This window comes from Flavobacterium sp. SLB02 (assembly GCF_009664855.1).
GTDB lineage: Bacteria > Bacteroidota > Bacteroidia > Flavobacteriales > Flavobacteriaceae > Flavobacterium.
Genome location: NZ_CP045928.1, coordinates 1,420,621 through 1,446,593 on the forward strand (window position 1 = coordinate 1,420,621; position 25,973 = coordinate 1,446,593).

The 25,973-nt window shown below is 36.9% G+C and carries 13 protein-coding genes; 12 read left to right on the top strand and 1 reads right to left on the bottom strand.

Annotated elements, in window-relative coordinates:
- Window positions 1-23 precede the first annotated feature (23 nt).
- The 5 genes from GIY83_RS05760 to GIY83_RS05780 are packed head-to-tail and all read left to right on the top strand — an operon-like array spanning window position 24 to window position 8,759.
- Window positions 24-3,128 carry a TonB-dependent receptor gene (locus GIY83_RS05760; RefSeq protein ID WP_194616255.1) on the top strand — a complete coding sequence of 1,035 codons (3,105 nt, stop codon included), beginning with the start codon at window positions 24-26 and terminating at the stop codon, window positions 3,126-3,128.
- Window positions 3,129-3,149: 21 nt separating this feature from the next.
- Window positions 3,150-4,841, top strand: a complete 1,692-nt coding sequence (locus tag GIY83_RS05765; RefSeq protein ID WP_194616254.1) for a RagB/SusD family nutrient uptake outer membrane protein — start codon at window positions 3,150-3,152, stop codon at window positions 4,839-4,841.
- Window positions 4,842-4,860: 19 nt separating this feature from the next.
- Window positions 4,861-6,258: a DUF4960 domain-containing protein gene (locus GIY83_RS05770; protein ID WP_208685593.1), complete on the top strand. Its 1,398-nt coding sequence runs from the start codon at window positions 4,861-4,863 to the stop codon at window positions 6,256-6,258.
- Between the two features lie 21 nt (window positions 6,259-6,279).
- On the top strand, window positions 6,280-7,833 hold the full coding sequence (locus tag GIY83_RS05775; RefSeq protein WP_208685595.1) for a glycoside hydrolase family 32 protein: 1,554 nt from the start codon (window positions 6,280-6,282) through the stop codon (window positions 7,831-7,833).
- A gap of 23 nt (window positions 7,834-7,856) precedes the next feature.
- The gene (locus GIY83_RS05780; protein WP_208685598.1) at window positions 7,857-8,759 is read left to right on the top strand and encodes a carbohydrate kinase family protein; all 903 of its coding nucleotides are present in this window, start codon (window positions 7,857-7,859) and stop codon (window positions 8,757-8,759) included.
- A gap of 84 nt (window positions 8,760-8,843) precedes the next feature.
- Here the strand turns inward: GIY83_RS05780 and GIY83_RS05785 are convergent, their stop codons facing one another.
- Entirely contained in the window at window positions 8,844-9,242 is a 399-nt protein-coding gene (locus GIY83_RS05785) for a helix-turn-helix domain-containing protein (RefSeq protein ID WP_208685600.1), read from the bottom strand.
- A 94-nt stretch (window positions 9,243-9,336) separates the two neighbouring features.
- Between GIY83_RS05785 and GIY83_RS05790 the strand changes: the two genes are divergently transcribed.
- The 7 genes from GIY83_RS05790 to GIY83_RS05820 all read left to right on the top strand — a co-directional run bounded on the left by GIY83_RS05790 (window position 9,337) and on the right by GIY83_RS05820 (window position 25,972).
- A complete protein-coding gene (locus GIY83_RS05790; protein WP_208685604.1) occupies window positions 9,337-10,614 on the top strand; it encodes a serine hydrolase in 1,278 nt (425 codons plus the stop codon).
- Window positions 10,601-11,785 carry an MFS transporter gene (locus tag GIY83_RS05795; RefSeq protein WP_208685607.1) on the top strand — a complete coding sequence of 395 codons (1,185 nt, stop codon included), beginning with the start codon at window positions 10,601-10,603 and terminating at the stop codon, window positions 11,783-11,785. Before GIY83_RS05790 ends, GIY83_RS05795 begins: the two co-directional genes overlap by 14 nt.
- A 403-nt stretch (window positions 11,786-12,188) precedes the next feature.
- Window positions 12,189-14,744, top strand: a complete 2,556-nt coding sequence (locus tag GIY83_RS05800; RefSeq protein WP_208685610.1) for an adenosylcobalamin-dependent ribonucleoside-diphosphate reductase — start codon at window positions 12,189-12,191, stop codon at window positions 14,742-14,744.
- 351 nt (window positions 14,745-15,095) lie between these two features.
- Window positions 15,096-19,136, top strand: coding sequence for a hybrid sensor histidine kinase/response regulator transcription factor (locus GIY83_RS05805; protein ID WP_229029230.1), 4,041 nt, complete (start codon window positions 15,096-15,098; stop codon window positions 19,134-19,136).
- A gap of 747 nt (window positions 19,137-19,883) precedes the next feature.
- Entirely contained in the window at window positions 19,884-21,281 is a 1,398-nt protein-coding gene (locus tag GIY83_RS05810) for a hypothetical protein (protein WP_208685613.1), read from the top strand.
- Window positions 21,282-21,326: 45 nt separating this feature from the next.
- Window positions 21,327-24,359: a TonB-dependent receptor gene (locus GIY83_RS05815; protein WP_208685616.1), complete on the top strand. Its 3,033-nt coding sequence runs from the start codon at window positions 21,327-21,329 to the stop codon at window positions 24,357-24,359.
- An 11-nt stretch (window positions 24,360-24,370) separates the two neighbouring features.
- The gene (locus GIY83_RS05820; RefSeq protein ID WP_208685619.1) at window positions 24,371-25,972 is read left to right on the top strand and encodes a RagB/SusD family nutrient uptake outer membrane protein; all 1,602 of its coding nucleotides are present in this window, start codon (window positions 24,371-24,373) and stop codon (window positions 25,970-25,972) included.
- Window position 25,973 lies beyond the last annotated feature (1 nt).

Consider the following 25,973-nt stretch of genomic DNA (forward strand, 5'->3'; position numbering starts at 1 on the left):
CTTAAAACCAAAAACCACTAACTATGAAAACCAAACTCATTTATTTTCTATTTTTCTTTTTTCCCATGCTGGTGATAACCGCGCAGGAAACAGGAATAAAAGGAACGGTAATTTCCTCAGACGACGCAATGCCACTTCCCGGAGCAACCGTTGTTATTTCCGGAACCAATTTAAGTACAGTAACAGATTTTGACGGGAATTTCTCTTTTCAAAATGTAGCTGACAATGCCAAGATTGTGGTTTCTTTTATCGGATACAGCCCGCAATCGATTGAAGTAAAAGGACAAAAAGCATTCAACATTACTTTAAAAGTAGATAACAATCAACTCAATGAAGTGGTTGTAACAGGATATTCAAAACAAAAGAAAACTGATATTACCGGTGCCGTTGCCGTTGTAAACATGAAGGAAGTCATGAAGCAACCCGAACCTAACCCAATAAAAGCGCTGCAAGGAAGAGTGGCCGGAGTTAAAGTATCCTCTGATGGTTCGCCAAGTGGAGGAAATACAAAAGTGATCATTCGAGGTGTAGGAACTTTAAACAATACAGATCCTCTGTATGTAATTGACGGGATGCCAACAAAATCCGGAATGCATGAACTGAATTCCAATGATATTGAAACAATTCAGGTTCTAAAAGATGCTTCTTCGGCAAGTATTTACGGTTCGCGAGCTTCAAATGGAGTTATTATCATCACGACCAAAAAAGGGAAAGAAGGAAAAATGAGAATTAATTTTAGCACTTATACTTCTTTGTCTGATTATTCAAGAAAGCTTGATGTACTCAATGCCAATCAGTTTGGGCAAGCTTTATGGCAGGCCAATATCAACGACGGATTAAACCCGAACAACAATAATTTACGTTATCAGTTTGACTGGTCAGTAAACAATAACAAGCCTCAATTGAACAAGGTTTTGGTTCCGGAATATTTAGATGCTGCTCAAACCCTGAAAGCTTCGAATACCGATTGGTACGATGCCATTTCACAAACCGGAATTGCAAATTCGTACGATTTATCAGTTTCTAATGCATCAGATAAAGGAAATTATGTTTTCTCTTTGGGATATTATGGCAATGAAGGTGTTGTAAAAACGACCGATTTTCAAAGAATTTCTGCCCGTATGAATGGTTCATACAAATATTTTGATGGCAAACTGGTTATTGGCGAGAACTTCTCGATGACCCGTACCAATGAGGTTACTGATCCGGGAGTTCTGGATCCTGCGCTTCGTGCTTTGCCTATAATTCCGGTACATACCGTTGACGGAAAAGGCTGGGGAGGACCAGTGGGAGGAATGAACGACAGACAAAATCCGGTGCGACTTTTAGAATATAACAAAGACAATAAATACAATTACCTGCGTCTTTTCGGAAATATGTATGCTGATTTGGAAATCATAAAAAACCTGCACATCAAGAGTAGTTTTGGTATCGATTACGGATCGTATAAAAAGCGTACGCTGCAAAGAAGTTACCAGTCGGGTTATTTGCAAAACGATCAGACATCGGTAACTATCGATCAGTCATTGAGCGACAAATGGACGTGGTCCAACACAGCAATTTATAGTTTGAATTTTGGAAAAAGTAATTTGAATCTGCTGGCAGGAACAGAGATGAACAAAGATGTTTATGATACGACAATTTTGCGTAAAAACGATTTCCTGATCCAAACGCCTGATTATATGTATCCTGACGCAGGAACCGGAGAATCCTTTACAAACGGAAGCTCAACAACGTATTCATTGTTATCTTTCTTCGGAAAAGTAGATTATGAGTTTGATAATCGTTACCTACTTTCGGGTACTATTCGTCGTGACGGATCGTCTCGTTTTGGTAAAAACAATCAATTTGGAACCTTTCCGGCAGTTTCGGCAGGATGGAGAATCAGCAATGAAGATTTCATCAAAAATAATGCACCTGTTTTCTCTGATTTAAAATTAAGGGCAGGTTGGGGACAAACCGGAAATCAGGAAATTGATAATTTCGCTATTTATTCCCTTTATAAAGCAGATTATGCAGGGGGAAGTCCAACCTGGGCCACATCTTTTGGTACTGCTTATGATATTACAGGAAACGGAAAAGGCTTGTTGCCCTCAGGCTTTAGAGCTACCCAAACTGCTAACAATGACTTAAAATGGGAAACCACGACCCAAACTAACATTGGTTTAGATTTCGGATTATTCAAACAAAAACTAAGTGGTTCTGTTGATTATTACATCAAGAAAACAGAAGATATTTTGGTTTCACCACCTTATTTAGCAGTTAAAGGAGAAGGAGGAGATCGTTGGGTAAACGGTGCTTCAATGGAAAATAAGGGATGGGAATTTACTTTAGGATACCACGATGAAACATCATTTGGATTAAAATATGATATCTCGGCAAATGTTTCGGCCAATAAAAACAAGATTACAAAATTACCAGATGAAGTAATAAATAATTATGGAGGAGATGGACTAAATGATAATATTTTAGGTCGCCCTATAAACTCTATGTACGGCTATGTTACTGACGGATTATTTAAAAGCCAGGACGAAGTAGTCAACTCGGCCAATCAGGAAGGGAAAGGCCTTGGAAGAATTCGTTACAAAGATTTAAACGCAGATGGAGTAATTACAGATAAAGACCGTACCTGGATAGGAAATCCAAACCCGGGTTTGATTTATGGATTTAATTTAGGATTAGGGTATAAAAACTGGGATTTCACCACTTTCTGGGAAGGAGCAAGTGATGTTGACGTGATTAATAATACCAAATACCAAACTGATTTCTGGAGCGTAGATGATGTAGGTTCGAACAAAGGAACCCGTTTATTGAATGCATGGTCATTGGATAATCCAAATTCGACTATTCCGGCTTTAACAACAGTTGATAAAAATGGCGAATCAAGATTTTCAACTTATTATGTAGAAAACGGAAATTACCTTAAACTGCGCGTTTTACAAGTAGGATACAGCCTGCCAAAAGATTTATTGAAAAAAATGAATTTAGATAGCTTTAGATTGTACATCAGCGGTCAAAATTTATTGATCATTGACGCCAAAAGTTTTACTGGTGTAGATCCTGAAAATGCAGGATTTGGATATCCGCAGCCCACTACTTTTACCGCTGGTCTTAATTTTACTTTATAATAAAATCTTAAATCAAAAAAAATGAAAAAATTACTATATATAACAGGGTTTTTAGTGCTTGGAATGTTGGGTTCCTGCTCAGATTTTCTGGAAAATGATCCTCGTGGTGTACTTTCAGAAGAAGATATTGTGACACCGGAATCGGTAGAAGGATTTATGAATGCAGCTTATGCACAATTGGGGAATGACCATTATGATTCGCCATATAGTTTATGGCCTTTTGGAAACGTTCGCTCTGATGATGCTTACAAAGGCGGAAGCGGAACAAACGACATTCAGGATTTTCACTTCTTTGAAGTGTCCAATAATATCAGACCTGATTTTGCCGAATTAGACAATTTCTGGTACATCAGTTATGTTGGGGTTTCCAGAGCCAATAAAGCCTTGAAGGCATTAGAGCAAATTTCTGAAGCAGATTATCCGCTCAAGAAAACACGTATGGCCGAAATGCGTTTCTTAAGAGGACATTTTTATTTTATGTTGAAAATTATGTTCAGAAGTGTTCCTTATATCACAGAAGATATTCCGGTTGAAAATTATAAAACCATCTCAAACAAAGTACTTTCAAACGAAGAACTTTGGAACAAAATTGCCGAAGATTTTCAGGCTGCAGCAAATGCCCTGCCGGAAACTCAGCCGCAAGTGGGTCGTGCAACTCAAAAAGCAGCTTATGCTTATTTAGCCAAAACCCGTTTGTATCAGGCCTATACACAAGACGAAACGTATAAAGTTACTGGAATCAATCAACAACATTTGCAGGAAGTAATTGCAGCGACAGATAAAGTAATTGGGAAAGCAAGTTTAGAGCCTGATTTTGCCAATAACTTTTTGCCGGGAACTTTTGAAAATGGGACAGAATCTATTTTCTCTATTCAGTTCTCAGATAATGACGGAACTTTATACGGACGATTAAATTTTTCAGATGTACTCTCTACGCCTCAGGGTTTAGGATGCTGCGATTTTCATAAACCAAGTCAGAATTTAGTAAATGCATTTAAAACAGGTGCTAATGGTTTGCCGGAATTTGATACTTATAACGATCAGGATTTTGATTATAAAAACAGAGATGCCAATACGGTTGATCCAAGATTGTATCATACTGTTGCCATGCCGGGTTTACCATATAAATACGATCCTGAATTTTTGTACGTAGAAGCTTGGGTGAGATCTCCGGGAACATATGGTTATTTTGCTTCATTAAAAGAAAACGTAGCGCCAAGCTGTAGTTGCGTTGTAAATATTGATCCGTTTTACGGAAACTCAAAAAACAGAATCCAGATTCGTTATGCCGATGTGATTTTGATGCGTGCCGAAGCCCTGATTGAACTGGGAAGACAATCAGAAGCTTTGCCATTAATCAATCAAATCAGAGAGCGTGCGGGGCAAAGTACAGGAAGACTTCCGTATGCAAAAAACTTTAAAATCAATACTTATGTAGACGGAAGCAATTGCAACTGGACGCAGGATTTTGCCCGTAAAGCATTACGCTTTGAGCGCCGTTTAGAGCTGGCGATGGAAGGAAATCGCTTCTTTGATTTGGTTCGTTGGGGCGTTACAGATGAAGTAATGAATGCATTTTACAGCGAAGAAAAAACAAAACGTACCTATTATCAGGATGCCTTTTTTGATGCTCATAAAGAAGAGTATTGCCCAATTCCGTTAAAGCAAATTAATTTTAGTCAGGGATTGTACAAACAAAATTTAGGTTATTAATCTATTTTAAGAAATCAATATGAGAAAACTCATCAATACATACTGGGTCAAAGTGACTGCAGTATTGGCTATCGTTTTTGTATTTACAGCCTGCGAAAATAGTTTTGAGAGCGGAGGTTTTGATGTCAATTCGCCATCGAATGTTACTTCTTTTAAAATAAACGGAGTTGCAGGAACCATCGACCAGAAAACCGGTGCAATTACTATAACAATGCCTTACGGATCAGACATAACGGGGGTAAAACCTGAAGTTGTTTTGACAGAAGGAGCAAGGTCAAATCTGGATCTGACTGCACCAATAAACTTTGCAAATCCTGTAAAGTTCAGAGTGGTAAACGGTAATTTATATAAAGATTATACTGTGACAACGGTAGTTTCAAGTCCAATTAAGAGTTTTACTATTAATGGAGTTGCAGCAGCGATAAACGATGTAAGTAAAACCATTACAATGACCTTACCTGAAAATACAAATCTGAAAGCACTTCAGCCTGTAATTGAATTAACAGGGGGCGTTTCGATTTCGCCGGCCTCAGGAACTACGATTGATTTTACGAGTTCGGTAACCTTTGTAGTAACCTCAAAGGGTAAAAGCGTTAACTATACCGCCAATGTAGGACTTCCGGTAACAGGTTTGGTAGTAGCCTTTTTAGGAACGGCAGCAACAAGATCAGCAATCACGAATATGGATGAAGTTACAGCATCAAACTGGTTGTTTGATAATTTCCCGGGCGCCAGATATATTTCATTCGAAAGTGTTTTAAACGGAGCTGATTTAAGTGATATTAATGTGATCTGGTGGCATTTTGATACGGCTGCAAATTTACCTGCTCTAGCGTATAATCCTGCGGTAACAACAGCGCTCAAAAATTTCAGAACTAGTGGAGGGAATTTACTTTTAACCTCTTTTGCATCACAATATGTGGACGCTTTAGGAATTGTTCCCTCAGGAAAAGGGCCTAATAATGTTTTTGGAGATTTTCCTCCAAACGGATTCGTTGATGCAAATTCATGGGGAATGTCTTTTGTAGGTCATGAGAACCATCCAATATTTCAGGGATTGACCACTTTTGAAGCCGGAAAAGCCAATTTGCTGCAAGGCGGAACTTTCAGGTTAAATCATACCGCATGGTGGTTTTTACCCGAATGGGGAGGTTACACAAACGGAGAAGGCTGGAGAAACCAAACCGGAGGAATCAACCTGGCCAGTGAAGCCTGGGATAATGCCCTTGACGGAAGAGTGACCATTGCAGAGTTTCCTAATACAGCAACAAATAAAAATGTAATTGTGATCTCGATGGGAGCTTACGATTGGTACAATGAAGCTAATAGTTCCGGAGTACCAAGTCAGTCTAATGAGTTTATTGGCAATATTAAGCTTTTGACACAAAACAGCATCAATTATCTGGCTGAAAAATAATCTATTTTCAATTCAAAAAAAATGAAATACAGAAACATCATAACCATAGTTTGTATCTTCTTTTCCCTTGCCTCATGCAGTCAGGACGATAATTATACCGGAGGTTCGATTTCAGGAGGTAATACCGAGATAGCAAGTATCTTTCCTGTTCCGCCCTCACAGTGGATGGGAGCCAGTGATCCCTACTATAGCGCGGGTTATACAGGAGATATCATGCCATTTTTCGAGAATGGAAAATTTCATATTTACTTTCTTCACGACGCTCAGAATAAACCCGCCGGAAAAGGATTTCATGATATTCATGAATACTTAAGTACGGATTTAGCCCATTTTACTTACGAAGGGCAAATGATTCCATTTGGCAAAACTACTGATCCTGATTTTGCCGTTGGCACAGGATCAGTTGTAAAAGTGGGTAATATTTATTACTTTTATTATACAGGTCACAATGAAACGCCTGCTTTTGTGCAGTCAAATGCCAGAGAAAGTGTTTTGTGCGCGACAAGTTCTGATTTAAAAAACTGGACAAAAGTGCCTTCATTTAAGATCACAGCACCAGAGGGATATTATAATTATGATTTTAGAGATCCGCATGTGTTTTACAACGATGAGCTTAAAAAGTATTCGATGTTGGTAAGTACACAAACAGAACCGGGAAGAAAAGCAGTGCTGCTGCATTTTACAAGTGCTGATCCGGTTTCTGGAAAGTGGGACGTTCAAACGCCAATTTACACCACAACTCCTCAGGAAAATTATCTGATGATGGAATGTGCCGATATCTTCAAAATGGGAAGTTACTGGTATTTGGTTTTTTCTGAAAATTGGAGCGGAAATAAAGGAACACATTACAAAATGTCAAGTTCGATCAATGGCCCGTGGACAACGCCGGAAATTGACAGAATCGATGGAGAATATTTTTATGCCGGAAAAACAGCTTCTGACGGAAACAAAAGATATGTTTTTGGATGGAATGCCAGAAAAACACCGGAAAATGATTTAGGAAATAAAGATTGGGCCGGAAATATGGTAATTCATGAGCTAACGCAAAATACAGATGGAACCTTAGCAATCCAGTCACCGCAAAAGGTAAAAGATTTATTTTCTAAAAAAGTAACGCCCGAAGTAGAGACAACTTTAGGAGATGTAACAGCAACATCAGGAACTTATACCTTGTCAGGGGCAACAAATAAAGCCTTAGTAACGTTTAAAACTATAGGTAAAAAAGCAAAAATAAAAGCAGAGCTTACTTTATCTGGTTCAAATGGTACTTCGGGATTTGTTTTTCATACCAATGAAACCGGAAGTTATTATAAAATTGTACTGGATATCACCAAAGGTAAAATAATAGGATATAATTCAGCATCGCAGGAAGCAACCGCAATACCGTTTAAGCTGCAAACTAGTACAAAATACGATGTTGAGATAATTGTTGAAGGAAGTGTAGTGGTATTTTACATCAACGGAAAGGTGGCTTTAACGAATAGAATTTACGGAAGAGACAAAAATAAATGGGGATTAATTGCTGAAGGACAAAATAGTAGTATTTCTAACCTTCAGATTACGCAACCGGAATAACATTAATATAAAATAGTTTTAGAATGAATAACGGAAAAAACCTTAAAGCTGTAGCCTACGGAGAAGTACTTTGGGATGTTTTTGATAACGAAAAAAAGATTGGCGGAGCGCCACTTAATGTCGCTTTACGCATGAAAACATTAGGTTGCGATGTAGCCATGATTAGCTGCGTAGGAAAAGATACTGACGGAGAAGCGATTATCAATCAGGTCAAAAGTCTGGGACTTGAAACAGATGCAATCATGCAGTCAGAAAGTTTTCCAACCGGATTGGTGAATGTAACATTAAACGAGCGTGGTTCTGCAACATATGAAATCGCCTATCCATCAGCCTGGGATAAAATTGTACTCAATGATTTGGCCAGGAAAATAGTTGCCGATGCTGATGTGTTAATTTACGGCAGTTTGGTTTGCAGAGACGAAGTTTCAAGAAAATCTCTGGAAGAATTGTTACAGACAAAAGTATATAAGGTTTTTGATGTGAATTTAAGAAAGCCACATTATTCGTACGAGATTTTGGAGCAATTAATGCATTCGGCTAATTTTATAAAGTTTAATGACGAAGAATTATTAGAAATTGCCAAAGCTATGCATTCGCCTTTTACCGGCTTAGAAGAGAATATGCATTTTATGGCAGAAAAAACCAATGTTACGGCAATGTGTGTAACCAAAGGAAAACATGGCGCATTGTTAATGTGGGAAGGTACACTTTATGATAATAGCGGATACCCTGTTGAGGTTTCAGATACAGTAGGAGCAGGAGACTCATTTTTGGCAGCACTAACCACTTCGTTGCTTACCGGAAAAGAACCTCAGGCTGCTATAGATTTTGCCTGTGCAGTTGGAGCTTTGGTTGCTAAAGCGCCAGGTGCCAATCCCGAAATTTCACCTTCTAAAATTGAAAATTTAATGACTAAAGTTTCATAATATTTAGTCTTTATAATTGTTTTTTGAAGAACATTAAAGTAAAAACCACTCCGATAAGGAGTGGTTTTTTTGCTTAAAAAAGCTTTATACTATTTCTGTTAAGTTTTCTGTTTGCAGAGCAATTTTAGATAACATTCCTGCTTTATGCTCTGATCCCCAATGGCTTAGCTGTGCCCAGATTGGAACTAATTTTTGGCTAATTTCAGTAAGTTCATATTCTACTCTTGGCGGAACTTCGGCATAAACTGTACGTTTTACCATTCCGTCACGTTCCAGTTCGCGCAACTGCAAAGTGAGCATACGTTCGGTAATGTTGCATATTTGGTTTCTCAATTCACCAAATCTCAGTTTTCCCTTTTCAAGCTTGCAAAGTATCAAGAGTTTCCAGCGCCCGCCTACAAGGCATACAGCGTAGGTAAGATCACAAGTTGTGATATAATTTCTGTTTTCTGTATTTGTAGAACTTTCTTTTCTTTTGGCCATTACTTACTTTTTTGTTAGTACCCTACAATGGGAGGTTTACCATACAAAATTAATGTACTGAATGTAATTTTGCAACCCTAAAATAATTACAAACATGTTTACATACACTTTTACGCTTATTATGGCATTAGCAATTACAGGAATTCCCATTCAGGGACAAACCACCAAAACCGAAAAATATGAACGAATTGATAAAATTGCAGAGCAACTTGTAGATCAAAATAAAATAGCAGGAGCCTCTATTTTACTTCTTAAAAACAATAAAGTTATTTACAATAAAGCATTTGGTTTTGCAGACATAGAAACTACAAAACAAATGCAGACCAACAGTATTTTTAGAATTGCATCACAAACTAAAGCCATTACTTCTGTTGCTGCAATGATGCTTTTTGAAGAAGGAAAATTTCTTTTAGATGAACCTGTTTCTAAATATATACCAACTTTTAAAAATCCAAAAGTATTGGTTTCCTTCAATTCAAAAGACAGCAGTTATACTACAAAGCCAGCTTCTCGTGAAATTACGATCCGGGATTTATTTCGCCACACTTCGGGAATTACTTATCCTGTATTTTCGATCGACGAACGTTTTAATGCCATTTATGCCAAAGCCGGAATTGCAACCGGAATAGGAAGTAAAGGAATTTTAAAACAAGAGATTATAAAATTATCTCATATGCCATTGCTGCACAATCCCGGAGAGGCATTTACGTATGGTTTAAATACAGATGTTCTTGGATATTTAATCGAAATATGGAGTGGTAAAAAGCTGGATGTTTTCCTGAAAGAAAGAATTTTTGAACCTTTAGATATGAACGATACTTATTTCTCTTTACCAAAAGAAAAGGAGAATCGTTTAGTATCCGTTTTTCAAAATACAAATACAAAATTAGAAAAAGTAAAGACTCCAATTTATGAAGGAAATGAAATAAATTATCCTGCATTCAAAGGAGTTTACGCATCAGGAGGAGCAGGGTTAAGTTCGACAACTGCTGATTACAGTAAGTTTCTTCAGTTGCTTTTAAACAAAGGAGTGTACAATAATACACGATTGATTGGGCAAAAAACGATAGCGCTTATGATGGAGAATCAATTGAATGACAAGGTAAAAATAAATGGAATGGACGAGGACTTTCAGTTTGGATTAGGATTTGGACTAGTGACTGAAAAGAACAAATACCTCTATTTGTCAAGTGTGGGTACATTTTATTGGGGAGGCGCATTCAATACACATTATTGGGCAGATCCTAAAGAAGGACTTATTGGACTGATTTTTACCCAGGAATATATGCCTGAGTCTTATTGGGATTTAGGATTGTTGATTAAAAATGCCATTTATTCATCACTTAATTCTAAAAGTAATGAAGCTAAATAAAAAAATCGCATACGTTGGCTGTTTGGGAATGATTGGGATTATAACGACAGAATTTGGGATAATTGGAATCTTGCCACAAATTGCCGTTTATTATGGAATTACGATTGATAAAGCAGCTTACTTATTAAGTGCTTTTGCGTTGGTTATTGCACTTACAGGCCCGTTTATGACCTTACTGCTTTCCGGTTTTGACAGAAAAAAAATTATGCTTGTGACTATTTTTATCTTTTTCTTTTCTACAATTGTTTCTGCATTCTCTCCACCTTTTTGGCTTTTGATGATCGTTCGAATGTTGCCTGCATTTCTGCAACCGGTTTATATTGCTACAGCAATTGCAGCTGCCGTAGCATCCGGAAAAAAAAGTCAGGAGAATCAATTAATGGGAATCGTTCTTGGCGGAATTGCATTGGCAATGGTTACAACCGTGCCATTTGCAACCTATCTGGCTAGTATTTTTAGCTGGCAGGTTTCGTTTTATATTCAGACAATTGTTAGTGCTTTAGCATTAGTGGCTATTTTTAAAACAATGCCATCCGGGGACATACCGGAGAAAAAATCATATGGAAGTCAGATCAGAATTTTAAAAGACAGTCCCTTTATATTAAGTACTGCAATGAATTTTTTTATGATCGCATCCTGGTTTTCTACCTACAGTTATTTTGCCGATTATTTAGTAAAAACAAGAAAATTAGATATGGCAACTATAAGTTATATGTTACTTCTATTTGGTGTTGTCGGCGTTTTTTCTAATTGGCTTGCCGGAAAAATGCTCACTAAAAGCATCACAAATACAATTGCTTTTTTTCTTTCCGGAACCATCATTATTCCTGTAATATTGGTCTATTCAGGAGATAGCATTTGGACAACTGTAATTGTCATTATCATTTGGGGATTTTTTTATGCGCCCTGTTTTTTAAATGCTTCGGCCTATATGATTTCAGCAGCACCAAAATCTTTAGAGTTTGCCAATAGTCTGGCTACTTCTTTTGGTAATCTGGGCGTATTTCTGGGTACAGCCGTCGGAGGCTGGATTATTTCTCATAGCGCGATTAATAATATTCCTTGGGCCGGAATGGCCTTTGGAATTTTAGCTTTATTGATGGTAGTATGGAGAAGCATTTTAGAAAAGAAGAATAAAACAGTAGTACCCATTGTGGTGAGCAATAAATAAAATCCTTTCAGATAAATTTGAAAATACCCTCAAAAAGTTAACTACTTCTCGAGGGTATTTTTTATTATTTAATTGTGGTTAATTTTTAAAACAAAGTTGTGCTTTGCTAAAACCCTTGGTTAAAAATCAATCATTCAAAATAAGTAAGAGAAATTATCGATTTATGTTTTTATTTAACGTATTAGTGCGATTATTATCATTCAATGATTTTTGTCATATTTTTTGTTAATTGTGAGTTATAAATACATTTATTTGTTAACTTTTTGATGTTTATAAATTTTTAATATATTTATTGTCAATTAATTAGATGTTATTTTTTGTAAACTTTTTTAATCTAATTTTTTTTAGAGTTTATTTGGTTCTAAATTTACCACTCGTAAAAAACGTCAAAAATATCATAATCATGGATGAATTATTAGCTGCAAAAAAGGAAACAATTATTTACACTCAGGATGAAGCAATTCAGACTTCTTTAGAATATTTTAAAGGAGATAGTCTTGCGGCAACAGTTTGGGTAAGCAAGTATGCTCTTAAAGATTCTCAGGGTAATATTTTCGAAAAATCACCCAATGATATGCACCATCGTATTGCGTCAGAAATTGCGCGAATCGAAAGTAGGTATGCAAATCCGCTTAGCGAAAAAGAAGTTTTTGATCTCATTAAAGATTTTAAATATCTCGTGCCTCAGGGAAGTCCAATGACCGGAATAGGAAATCCGTTTCAGGTGGCGTCATTGTCGAATTGTTTTGTAATTGGTAATGATAACTCGGACTCGTATGGTGGAATCATGAAAACCGATCAGGAACAAGTTCAGTTAATGAAGCGAAGAGGAGGAGTAGGACATGATTTGTCGCATGTTCGACCAAAAGGTTCTCCGGTTAGAAATTCTGCTTTAACCTCTACAGGATTGGTTCCTTTTATGGAGCGTTATTCAAACTCAACTCGCGAAGTGGCTCAGGATGGCCGTCGAGGCGCTTTGATGCTTTCGGTTTCTGTAAATCATCCCGATGCTGCCGATTTTATTGATGCCAAAATGGAACAGGGAAAAGTAACCGGTGCCAATGTTTCGGTGAGAATTGATGATATTTTTATGAAAGCAGTAAAAGACGATGCTTTATACGAACAGAAATATCCTATTTTTAGCGATAAACCGTTGTATTCTAAAGTAATAAAAGCAAAAGAACTTTGGGACAAAATCATTCACAATGCCTGGAAATCGGCTGAGCCTGGAATTTTATTCTGGGACACTATTATCAACGAATCTTTGCCGGACTGTTATGCTGATTTAGGATACAAAACCTTATCTACGAATCCGTGTGGCGAGATCCCGCTTTGTGCTTATGATTCTTGTCGTTTATTGGCAATAAACCTTTTTTCGTATGTCATTCAGCCTTTCACGAAAGTGGCCTCTTTTGATTTTGAACTTTTCAAAAAACATGTAGCCGCAGCTCAAAGAATAATGGATGATATTATTGATCTTGAACTGGAAAAAATTGACGCTATTTTAGAAAAAATCAATCAGGATCCGGAAAGTGATGAGGTAAAAATGGTAGAGAAAAATCTTTGGTTAAACATCAAACATAAAGCCAATGAAGGCCGTCGTACCGGAATTGGAATCACTGCCGAAGGCGATATGCTGGCAGCATTAGGTTTACGTTACGGAAGCGACGAAGGTATTTTATTTGCTGAAAAAATTCATGAAACCCTTGCATTGGAAGCCTACCGCGGATCAGTAAATCTGGCAAAAGAACGCGGAATGTTTACTATCTACGATGCTAAAAGAGAGAAGAACAATCCGTTTTTACTTCGATTAAAAAAAGCCGATGCAGAATTATATAACCAAATGCAAAAATACGGCCGTCGTAATATTGCATTATTGACAATCGCACCAACGGGAACTACAAGTTTGATGACGCAAACTACATCTGGTATTGAGCCAGTTTTTCTCCCGGTTTATAAACGAAGAAGAAAAGTAAATCCAAATGATAAGGACGCCAGAGTTGATTTTGTAGATGAATTAGGAGATAGTTGGGAAGAATATGTGGTGTTTCATCACCGATTCAAAGAATGGATGCTGATCAACGGATACGATACTTCTAAAAACTACAGTGAGGAAGAAATTGATGTATTGGTCGAAAAATCGCCGTATTACAAAGCTACCAGTAATGATATCGATTGGCTGAATAAAGTAAAAATGCAGGGAAAAATCCAGAAATGGGTGGATCATTCCATTTCAGTAACCATAAATGTACCCAACGAAACACCAGAGGAAATGGTGAACAAACTGTATATGGAAGCTTGGGAAGCCGGATGTAAAGGTGTTACTGTGTATCGTGATGGTTCACGTTCAGGAGTTTTAATTTCGAATACAGAAAAGAAAGAAGAACCTACTGAAACGCATTCCAGTACTTTTACAACCAAACGTCCGCAAATATTAGAAGCCGATGTAGTGCGTTTTCAAAACAGTAAAGACAAATGGATCGCTTTTATCGGATTATTAGATGGCAAACCGTATGAAATTTTTACTGGTTTGGTAGATGATCAAGATGGTATTTTGATTCCGCGTTGGGTTTCTGAAGGCTTGATTATCAAAAATAAAAATGAAGACGGAAATACCCGCTACGATTTTCAATATAAAAATACAAGAGGATACAAAACTACGATCGAAGGACTTTCGCATAAATTTAATCCAGAATATTGGAATTATGCCAAACTAATTTCAAGTACCCTAAGACACGGAATGCCTATTGATAAAGTAGTAGATTTAATTAGCAGTTTACAACTAGACAGCGAATCTATAAATACCTGGAAAAATGGCGTATCGCGTGCCCTGAAACGCTACATCGTAGACGGAACAGAAGTACGCGGACAAAAATGCAGCAATTGCAACTCAGATAATCTTATTTATCAGGAAGGTTGTCTTACTTGCAGCGATTGCGGTTCGTCTAAGTGCGGTTAATTTTCTTTGCCACGAAGGCGCTAATACGCTAAGTTTTTTATAAAGTTTTGCCACCAAGGTACCAAATAACAAAGTTTTTTTATAATTTATAAATGATTGAAAGCTTTGTGACTTGGTGCCTTCATGGCACTTTTTATTTTACCCAAAGCAATAAAGAATCTTAGTGTCTTTGTTTCTTCGTGGCATCAACTTTTTTTCGCGTAGGGATTATTTTATTAAAAATTAAGATCAAGGTAAAATCCTATAAACACTGGGATGAAAGTGATTTTTATAACTATATTTTTATGATATATATAGAAATTTAGCTTATAATTGTACTATTTACACAAAATCAAAAAAACACCTTTTATTTTGAAGTATTTAGTTTTGCTTTTTACATTGCTAATTGGGTTTTCTCCAATGAGTTATGCACAGGACAATCCTGTTAAATTTCTTGATATTTCTGATGGATTGTCTAACAATTCCGTAACTACTATTTTTCAGGATAGTGACGGCTATATGTGGTTTGGAACCTATGATGGACTCAATCGTTATGACGGCTATAACTTTAAAGTTTTCCGTAACCGAATCAACGATAAAAAATCATTGTTGTTCAATACGATTTATAATATTGAGGGAGACTCTAAAAAAAATATTTGGGTCGGCGGTTCCAATGGTATTTGCATTTACAATAAAACCACAGCCACATTTCATAATGTACAATATACTGTATCGGGTAAAAAGCCCGAGGTTTTAAAAGATATTATTCACCAGATGCGTTCTGTTTCGGATAATTTGGTTTTAGTAGCTTCTCAAAACTTAGGTTTAATTGCTTTCGAAAATGGCTCCTTTGTAGGGAAACACATTGCCTTAAATGTTCCGGGAAACAGAATCACCGTCAATAATTATGACGCGATTGCGATTCAGGATGATAAAAAAAATAAACGTAGTTGGGTTTACATCAGGAATGTAGGAGTTTGCAGTTATAGTTATACCTCTAAAAATTTAAAAGTCGTTTTCCCGCTTGCTATAGAAGTTAAAGCAATGAAACTGGCCGTTGACGGAAACTTGTTATTAGGAACCGATGAAGGTTTGTTTCTCTTTAATACGAAATCCGGCGCGCTGTCTGAGAATTACTTTTCCACCAAAAGCAGCGTTACCGATCTTCTCTTAGATAAAAAAAATGAAATCTGGATTACCACAGACGGTTCTGGAATTTATAAAGTCATTGGTAAGAGTAAAAAAGCTATTGCGGCAAATGCAATAAAAGAAAATCAGGTTGCCAAAAGTAATTCGGTTTGGAGTTTGTACGAAGATAAATCAGGCAACAAATGGTTTGGTTCTTTGCGAGGTGGAATAAGCATGCTCAGTAATACACCTAAATATTTTAAAAGCGTCAAATACAATTCAAAAGATCTTGTCGAAAACTTTATCCTGTCTTTTTGCGAAGACGAAAAAAACAATGTTTGGGTCGGTACAGATGGTGCAGGTCTAAAATATTGGGACAGGAAAAACAATACGTATACCAATTACACAGGCAAACTTTCCAGCAAATTCATTACCGGAATTGTACGCGACAATAACAACGAAATCTGGCTTTCGACCTGGGCGGGAGGCGTAAATAAAATTAACCCAAAAACCAATTCGGTTACGCCATATTCCTGTTACAATCCGTACACCAAACAAATCGAAAAGAATATTTGGTTTGTTTACAAAGATTCAAAAGCCAATATCTGGGCAAGTGGTACAAATGAGGGCGCTTTGTATTTTTTAGACAGGATAAAAAACAGTTTTACACTTTTTGATCCCTCGGTTACCAATTTGCAATGCATGACCGAAACCAGCGACGGAAAATTGTGGGCTGGAAATTATAGTTCTTTATTTTCTATCGAAAAAACAACCCGAAAAATCAATAAAATTACCATTGGAAATCCCGTAAGATGCATTCATGAAGACAAGGATAAAAACCTCTGGCTGGGAACCCAGGAAGGTGGTTTGTTGTTGTTTGACCGAAAAACAAACACTTTTAAAAGACTAACCACAGATGATGGTTTACCTTCTAACACGGTTTTAAGATTACTCGAAGATAAAGAAGGCAATCTCTGGATGAGTACCTACAACGGTATTTGCAGGTATGATAAAAAGAGAAAAACATTCCGTAATTTTTCTGTCAATGATGGTTTGCAAAGCAATCAGTTTAGTTTTAATGCCGGCCTTAAATTATCTACAGGAGAATTTTTGTTTGGAGGAATAAACGGTTTTAATGCCTTTTTTCCCGAAGCCATAAAAGGATTCAATCAAAAAAACAACTTACTGCTGTCTGATTTTTATGTCAACAATTTACCTATTGAAGAGAGTAAAAACGACCTGGAATGGGAGAATGGTAAGATCAAGCAAGTAAGCCTGCCTTATGATCAAACCACATTATCACTCGAGTTTGTAGCTTTGGATTATAACAATGCCGACAAAATAAATTACGCCTATTATTTAGAAGGCTGGGACGAACAATGGAATTATGTGGGTCAGGCCCGAAAAGCCAATTATGCCCGATTAACCGAGGGAAAATATGTTTTTAAAGTAAAAACAACCAATTTTAAAGGCGGCTGGAACAAAGAAGTAAGCTTGATTACTATTGAAGTTTTACCGCCATGGTATAGAACCTGGTGGGCATACGCCTTGTATTTACTGGCAGGTATTGGTGCTATTTTTGCTTATTTGCAATACAATAAAAACAAAGAAAAACTAAAATATAAAGTCAAAATTGCTGAACTGGAAAGCAAGAAAGAAAAGGAAATTGCCGAGAAACAATCCTCGATGTTTACCTATATTTCGCATGAGTTTAGAACACCGCTTTCGCTGATTATAAATCCACTTAAAAAAGCAGTGCAGAAAGAAAGTGTACAAAACGGATCTTCGGGAAGTGATTTGGCCATTGCACACAGAAACGCCAGAAGACTTTTGAGTCTGGTCGATCAGTTGTTGCTTTTCAGGAAAGCAGAGAACGATGCAGATTCGCTCAGATTATCTCCTATAAATGTGAATAATCTTTGTAATGAAGTGTACCAATGTTTTGTCAATCAGGCAAAAGATAAAAGTATTCGATACAATTTTGGTATTCCCGATCATGAAATTGTGATCATTGGCGATTATGAAAAAATTGAAATCTCGCTGTTCAATTTAATGTCAAATGCTTTTAAATACACTCCAATTGGCGGAGAAATCAATCTTAAACTTACAGAAAGCGATCACCAGGTTCACTTAGAAATTTCGGATAGCGGAGACGGAATCGAAGCCAAAGATATTGAAGTGATTTTCGAAAAATTCAAACAAATAAAATCGAAAGTATCCATTGGAACCGGTTTTGGAATCGGACTTTATATCGTCAAACATTTTGTCGACAAACACAAAGGAACCGTAAGTTGTACAAGTGAAATTGGAATAGGAAGTACTTTTAAACTCACATTTCTAAAAGGAGACAGCCATTTTGATAATGTAGAAATTACAAATGAAATCCCAAAAAGAAGCCAGCTGTTTGATGAACTTATTATAGATGATGGTCAGGAGAATCAGACCGCGAATCCTTCAGTTTCAGAAAGTGATTTCCAAAAAATCATGCTTACCGATAAACGGATGGTTTTGATTATTGATGATAATGTCGAAATAAGAGCTTATCTGATCAAATTATTTTCAGAATCCTATATGGTTTACAGCGCAGAAAATGGGGAAGAAGGTCTAAAACTGACCAAGAAACACATGCCTGACCTGGTGATTAGTGATATCACGATGGAAGAAATGGATGGTTTGGAATTGTGCCGAAAAATAAAAGAAAATGACGCTTTGTCTCACATTCCGGTTATTTTACTAACAGCATCAAAAAATCCCGAAACCCATCTGCAGGGAATCAATGACGGAGCCGATGATTATATCACCAAACCTTTTGATGATGATATTCTCGTTGCGCGCGTAGAATCGTTGCTGCGAAACCGCAGCAATTTGCGCACCTATTTCTTAGATAGTATCACGCTCAAAGAGAATACCCAGAAAGTACCGCAGGAATATCAGGAAATTCTCAAAAAGTGTATTGAGATTGTCGAGGCCAATATTCATAAAAGAGATTTTACAATAAAAAACTTTGCCCTTGAGATGGGAATGAGTCATCGAACATTGTACACGAAAATTAAAATCATTTCAGGCCAGACCCTAAATGCTTTTATCCGTTCGGTTCGAATTCGAAGAGCGGCTATGTTAATGCTTACCGAAGATATCAATATTACCCAGGCAAGTGCCGAAGTAGGTTTTGAAGACCCTAAATATTTCAGACAGCAATTTGTAAAACTCTTCGGAATGACGCCTTCTGAATACATCAAAAAGTACAAGAGTTCTTTCAACTCAGATCTTAATGTTATTAAATAGATTTTTAAGCTCAAACTTGTCATTTCGACCGAAGGGAGAAATCTTCGCAAGTAACTCTGCAACGAAAGTCTAATTTTTGTAGAGCTTCTCGTGGAGATTTCTCCTCCGGCAAAATGATAAATCTTGAGTTGATATCTTATTGTCAAAAAAAAACGCAAACGTTTTAGCTGTAAAACATCATTTTATTTACTAATTACATATAATTCAAAAATACACTAGTATTTTTTCATAGTCCTTAATTTTTAATCCAAAATAATAGTTAATTGCAATTTTGACCTCCTTTTTTTTCCATTTTACCCCTCCTTAAAAGTGTTGATTATACATTTCTTTGCACTTATAGTAATCTGTTAGTTGAATTACTGTGTATAATATAAGTGTTTATTTTACGATAAGTTTTTTGATCTGTTTAAAGGAATTGAGCCTTCCTTGAAATAAGATAGTAAGAGTTGGTTTTACATGTTTACTTATCAAACCCGCAGTGAAAGCTGCGGGGTAAAATAAAGTTTAATTGTACAATTAGACCCGTAAGAAGTTGTCTTATTAAGACGAGAAGTATATAAAGAAAAAAGAAAAAAAGTAGCTAACAATTAACCAAACCCAATAATATGAAAATAACCACATAATGAATTTTTGTTCTTCTGTTTTTCCCCTAAAAAAATAGTAGCAACAATATCCTGACAAATTAACCTACAGAATTTTTTAAACTATCACTTTACAATACCTAACTAACCTAACCTTAAAAATCAAATGAAAAAAAATGTATTTTTATTTTTTCTTGCTGTTTTTGCTGTTCTTTTTACAGGATGTCAAAATAACGAATCTGATTTTCCAAGTTCTGATAATCCTACTGTTGTTGTTTCGACAAAGGAAATTTACGGAGCACCAAGCAGGAAATTTGAAATTAAAGCCGCTTTGGCTGACGATTTAGGATTAAAAAGCGTGAGAATTCAAATCCCTGAATTATCACTCGATAAAGTCATTGCTTTTGCAACTGATCCCTTACTTAAATCATACGATTTGAGTTATTTTTTTGAAGTTCCTGCCAATAGAGGAACCTCTGAAGCTTTCAAAATAAAATTAACCATTACCGATGTTTCAGGCAACGCAATTGATCAAGACATTAACTTACGTCTTGACGGAGAATTTGCTGCGCCATCCATAACTATGATAACTCCAAAAGAAGGAGGCGTTATTTTATTGTCGACAAGCAATCAAATGCCGGTAAATTTTGTTGTGAATGACGATTCAGGAATCGATTTTATTCAAATTCAGTGTGCTGCATTGGGTATCGACGAAACAGTTCAATTAACAGGATCACCTCAGTCGTATACTTTTAATAAAACCTACACTTTACCGGTAACGGCTGATAATTACACTTTAACAATTACGGCAAAAGACAAATTTGCGATTCCAAATACCGGAACATTAAATGTAAATGTTATTGCTACAAATGAGTATCCGGCCATCTACTTATGCGATCAGCCAAAAGGAACAAATCTTACCACTGATGCTGTTGGAGTTCCGATGTATTTCCATGACAAAAACGGACAAGATTTCGAATTCAAATATTATGCAGAGAAAGACAATAAAGAAATTTATTTCTTAGGTCAGGAATCTGGTTTTGCGCCACATTGTTTTGGTTTAAATGCTTCAGGAGAATTGGCAGATGATGTGGCTTCGACACCAATTATCTTACCTACAAAAGGATATTATGTAATAAAAGTAAATCCAAATACTTTAAAATATACTGCCACTAAGTATACGCCTTCAAGCAAAGTCTGGGCAGATGTAGCCAACGGATTATGGCATGATGAGGAAGCAAAAAGAAAACCTTTTGTGAGTGTTTGCGGATCAGGAATTCAAGGTGCTGACTGGGATACCTGGACGGCTTGGGTTCAAACAGGATTGCACTTAGCCAATAATCCAAATAACCCTTACCAATTAGTAGGAGAGTATACCCTGACAGGAACTATGGAGGCAACTTTCACAGGTCAGTGGTGGAATCCATCATGGAGGTTAATTAAAAACGGTATTGCCACAATGTCGCCGGGAGAAAACGGAAATGCTAAATATCCTGCAGCTCCGGGAGTTTACAAAGTAGTGCTGGATACCGAATTGGAAAGACTTTTTGTTACTAAAAAATAGTAGGTTATACTCTGGCTATAACATTTAATTAAAAAATATCTTAATATGAAATATAGATTTATATGGTTGTTTATCACCATGTTGTGCAGTGCTGCGACATTTGGTCAAATAACAGTAAAAGGAAGCGTTAAGGATAAAGGCAATGTGCCCATTCCGGGAGTAAACTTATTGGTAAAAGGAACTGCTAGTACAGCGGCTACAGATTTTGATGGGAATTTTACGATTTCTGTTCCCAATAAAAATGCCCAGATCGAGTTTTCGTTCATTGGCTTTGCCAATAAAACAATCACGGTGGGAGAGCAAACCGTTCTCAATGTAACGCTTGAAGAATCCAGTCAGGTTTTAGACGAGATTGTTGTGGTGGGTTACGCCGCGGTAAAAAAGAGCGATGTTACCAGTTCGATTTCTTCTATAAAAGGAAAAGAATTACAAACCATGACAGTGGGTAACGTTGCGGAATCTTTGCAGGGTAAAGTTGCCGGAGTCCAGGTTACTGGTCAGGGTGGTCCTGGCGCTCAGCCAAGGGTTTTAATTCGTGGTATCTCTACGGTAAACTTAAACACAGATCCACTTTATGTAGTTGACGGAATCCCGATGGGAACCAGTATCAACTTTTTAAGTAATAACGAGATTGAATCGATGGAGGTTTTAAAAGATGCTTCTGCGAGTGCCATTTATGGTTCTCGAGCTTCCAACGGAGTTATCCTGATCACGACCAAAAAAGGTAAAAGCGGTCAGACAAGATTCAATTTTGATATGAGTTCAGGGATTCAGATGATGAACAATCCTTATAATATGTCAGATGCTGTTGGTTATGCTACTATTATGAACAAAGCCTACAACAACTCAGGATATGCAGATTATTTGCCAAATCCGTCTCAATACCAAGGAAAAACGACTGATTGGTGGAAAGCTGGAATTAAGTCCGGAGCGCCTGTAACGAATGCTTCTTTGGGAGTAAGCGGAGGTTCTGACAAACATACCTATGCTATTAGTTTAAACTACTATAACTCAGAATCTATTTATGAAGTAGGAGGATGGGAAAGAATCACGATGAGAATCAATAACGATTTTAAATTCTCTGATAAATTCTCTGCCGGAATTACTTTAAATCCTCGTTACGAAACTTACGGAGCTCCTGGAAACTGGGCTGATTTTGATAAAATTGATCCTATTACCCCAGTGTACAAACCGGCAGATCAATTGACAGGATTAGAAAATGAATACAGCATTTTTGCACGTTCTCCTTCATACGTTTGGAATCCTGTTGCATCTGTAAAACGTTATGATGATTTTACAGATCAGTACAACTTAAATACAAACGGGTATTTACAATATACGCCAATAAAAGGTTTGGTAATTCGTACTCAGGCTTCTGTAGAAGTAGGAGATAAAGTAAGAAGTAAATTTACACCTGATTTCGTAATTGATGCTGCACACGAAAAAGCAGAGATCAACACGATCGAAAGATGGAATACAACAAATGTTGACTGGACATGGCAAAATACCATTACCTATTCAAGAGCATTTGCAGAGAAGCATAATTTCTCTTTAATGGTGGGCAATACCATGGAAGAGTACAATGGTAAAGACCTTTGGGGATACGGAGAAGGCGTGCCTAATAATACTGATGCCATGAGAGAATTAAATGCTGCAACCAAAAACCGCAATAGTGGTGGTAACAGCTGGTCAAGTTCTTTGATGTCTTATATTTCTCGTTTCTCGTATAACTATGACAGTAAATATTATTTTACAGGAACATTCAGACGTGACGGATCTTCGAAATTTATGACGAACAATAAATGGGCTAATTTCCCATCGGCATCTGTTTCATGGAGAATTCTTAACGAAGGATTTATGGAGTCTACAAAAGATGTTTTAAGTGATTTAAGATTTAGAGCCGGTTGGGGTAAAGTAGGAAATCAAGGTTTGCCAACAGCGGTTTATCAATCAAACATTGGGCAAGGATTTTATCCTATTGGCGATGTAGTGGGCGATACTTCATTCCCCTCATCTATGGCCAATAAAGATATTAAATGGGAAACAGTAGAAGATATGAGTTTTGGACTTGATTTCGGATTATGGAAAAACAAACTATCAGGATCTTTAGAATATTATCAAAAGAAAACCAAGGATATGTTGTTCCTGAAACAATTTCCAACTTACAGTGGTTTTCCTGACAATTCAAGAATCTGGTCAAACGTAGGTTCTATGCAATCAAGCGGTATTGATTTATTGGTTTCTTATAAAGATAAAAAAGGAGATTTCTCTTATGGAGTTGATGTAACTTTTACAACTGTAAACATAGAGATGCTGTCATTATCATCTGAAGGAGAAAGACTTTACGGATCAGGAAACAGAACCCTAACAATAAAAGGAGAAGAGCCTGGATTCTTTTACGGATATGTAGCCGATGGTTTATTTCAAAATCAAACGCAATTAAATTCTCATACAGATGAGCACGGAACAAAATTACAGCCGTATGCACAAGTGGGAGATGTTCGTTTTAAAGATGTAAACGGTGATGGGAAAATAGACGAAAAAGACCGTACAAAAATTGGTTCTCCATGGGCAGATTATAACGTAGGTCTGAATTTGAATTTTGCTTACAAACAATTTGATTTAGTGGCCAACTTTTATTCAAGTATTGGAAACGAAATCGTAAACGAAAACATTTCGGATTTATACAACGGAGCAAGCCTCACTAACAAAGTAAGCGGATTAGACCAAATGGCATGGCATGGTGAGGGAACTTCAAACCGTGTTCCTCGTTTGTCAAAAGATGATAACAACGAAAACTTTACCAAATTCTCTTCTCTGTATGTTGAAGATGGTTCTTTTGTGCGCATGAAAAACCTTCAGATTGGTTATTCATTCTACAACAAATTTGGTTTAGACAAATTAAGAATCTCATTATCAGGACAAAACTTATGGACATGGACTAAATACGATGGTGTTGATCCTGAAGTTGCAGGAGGAGATCCTGACAAAGGCGACAGAGTAAAAGGATCAGGTTTTGGAGGATGGAACTATCCGGTTCAACCAACCATTTTGATGGGTCTTAACGTAGCATTTTAATAAAAAACGACATGAAAAAAACGATATTATCAATACTAGCTTTTTCTCTGGTTGCAGTTTCATGCAGCGATTTTATTGAAAAAGACGAAAGAGGGAAACAAACCTTAGAAAACTACTTTCAAACCGCGCAGGAATGTGAGAATTATGCCAATGAACTTACACAACGTTTATTGCTTGCCAAAGACTGGTGGGTACTAACCGCGCCAAGAGTAACCAACGAAATGGCTACTGATGATGCCTGGATGGGGAATACAGGTCAGGATAATAGTGCACACAGACCAGCTTCACAATACCTGATAACCCCGGATAATATGGGAGATATGAATGGTGCTTATACCGCTCATTATTACACCATTCAATCAGCCAATATTGGGTTAGAGAAAATGGCAGCATCGCCAATTCCTGATGCACAGAAAAATCAATATATGGGAGAATCTTTATTCGTTCGTGCTTACTGCTATTACGAATTGGTGAATCTTTATGGAGCAGTTCCTTTATATACAAAAGTATTGGGAACTTCTGATCTTAATCTGCAACGTAGTCCTGTTGCAGCTGTTTACGCTCAAATTGAAGCCGATCTTAAGGAATCTGCTGCAAAACTGGATAAAACTCCGGTAGCAAGAAACGGAAGAATCAACAAATGGGCTGCTTATGCTTTACTAGCACGTGTTTCGTTGTTTCAGGAAAAATGGGCTGAAGCCAAATTATATTCAAACAAAGTAATTACCGAAGGACCTTTTGCTCTTGAGTCTGATTTCTTAAATATCTGGAATGTAAACAACCATAATGGTGTTGAATCTATTCTTGAAGCGCAAACTTCAGCTGTTCAGGATAAAAATCTTGGAGCTGCTTTACCAACTTTGGCTGGAGCCAGAGGTGAAGACAAGAAAAACTTTCCGAGTAATGATGCAGGAGATGTTCTGGACGGTTGGGGATGGTGTATGCCAACCAGTGATTTAGAGAATGCTTATCTTTCTGAAAATGATGTAATTCGTCGCAGAAGCACTATTACAAAATGGGGAGAAGCTGCTTACGGAGATGAGGTATTGAATCCAACACACAAATTCAGTTTAAACGATAATAAATCAGGACGTATCGTTCGTAAATATTACATCCCGATCGCGACACGTCGTGCATTAGACAAAAAAGACGGACACTTACCACTTAATATTCCGCTAATTCGTTTGGCCGAAATGTATCTTACAAGAGCAGAAGCTAACTATCATACTGGCGGAGATGCTTTAGGTGATATCAACATCATTAGAGCCCGTGTAAAATTAGATCCAAAAACAGGATTATCAGGACCAACACTTTTAAGACAAATCTACAAAGAGCGTCGTTTAGAATTGGCTTTCGAAGGATTGCGTTTGTATGATATTCGTCGTGAAAAAGATCCAAATACAGGAAGACCGGTAATCGAATCTTTGATGGGACCAAACGGAACTTTTGTTCAGTATAACCTGAATTCTACAGATCCGTACGAAACAACCAATTTAAGAGAACCTCAGGATAAAGGAATCAATTTTAATCCTGCAAAACACTTATTATGGCCAATACCTCAAATCGAAATTGATTTAAGTGGCGGATTAATCACTCAAAATCCTAATTACTAAA

What these genes read in the sequence shown, in the direction of transcription:
- GIY83_RS05760 (WP_194616255.1), top strand. Translation starts at nt 24, where the DNA reads ATGAAAACCAAACTCATTTATTTTCTATTTTTCTTTTTTCCCATGCTG.
- GIY83_RS05785 (WP_208685600.1), bottom strand. Translation starts at nt 9,242, where the DNA reads ATGGCCAAAAGAAAAGAAAGTTCTACAAATACAGAAAACAGAAATTAT.
- GIY83_RS05820 (WP_208685619.1), top strand. Translation starts at nt 24,371, where the DNA reads ATGAAAAAAACGATATTATCAATACTAGCTTTTTCTCTGGTTGCAGTT.
- GIY83_RS05765 (WP_194616254.1), top strand. Translation starts at nt 3,150, where the DNA reads ATGAAAAAATTACTATATATAACAGGGTTTTTAGTGCTTGGAATGTTG.
- GIY83_RS05815 (WP_208685616.1), top strand. Translation starts at nt 21,327, where the DNA reads ATGAAATATAGATTTATATGGTTGTTTATCACCATGTTGTGCAGTGCT.
- GIY83_RS05795 (WP_208685607.1), top strand. Translation starts at nt 10,601, where the DNA reads ATGAAGCTAAATAAAAAAATCGCATACGTTGGCTGTTTGGGAATGATT.
- GIY83_RS05800 (WP_208685610.1), top strand. Translation starts at nt 12,189, where the DNA reads ATGGATGAATTATTAGCTGCAAAAAAGGAAACAATTATTTACACTCAG.
- GIY83_RS05770 (WP_208685593.1), top strand. Translation starts at nt 4,861, where the DNA reads ATGAGAAAACTCATCAATACATACTGGGTCAAAGTGACTGCAGTATTG.
- GIY83_RS05780 (WP_208685598.1), top strand. Translation starts at nt 7,857, where the DNA reads ATGAATAACGGAAAAAACCTTAAAGCTGTAGCCTACGGAGAAGTACTT.
- GIY83_RS05810 (WP_208685613.1), top strand. Translation starts at nt 19,884, where the DNA reads ATGAAAAAAAATGTATTTTTATTTTTTCTTGCTGTTTTTGCTGTTCTT.
- GIY83_RS05775 (WP_208685595.1), top strand. Translation starts at nt 6,280, where the DNA reads ATGAAATACAGAAACATCATAACCATAGTTTGTATCTTCTTTTCCCTT.
- GIY83_RS05790 (WP_208685604.1), top strand. Translation starts at nt 9,337, where the DNA reads ATGTTTACATACACTTTTACGCTTATTATGGCATTAGCAATTACAGGA.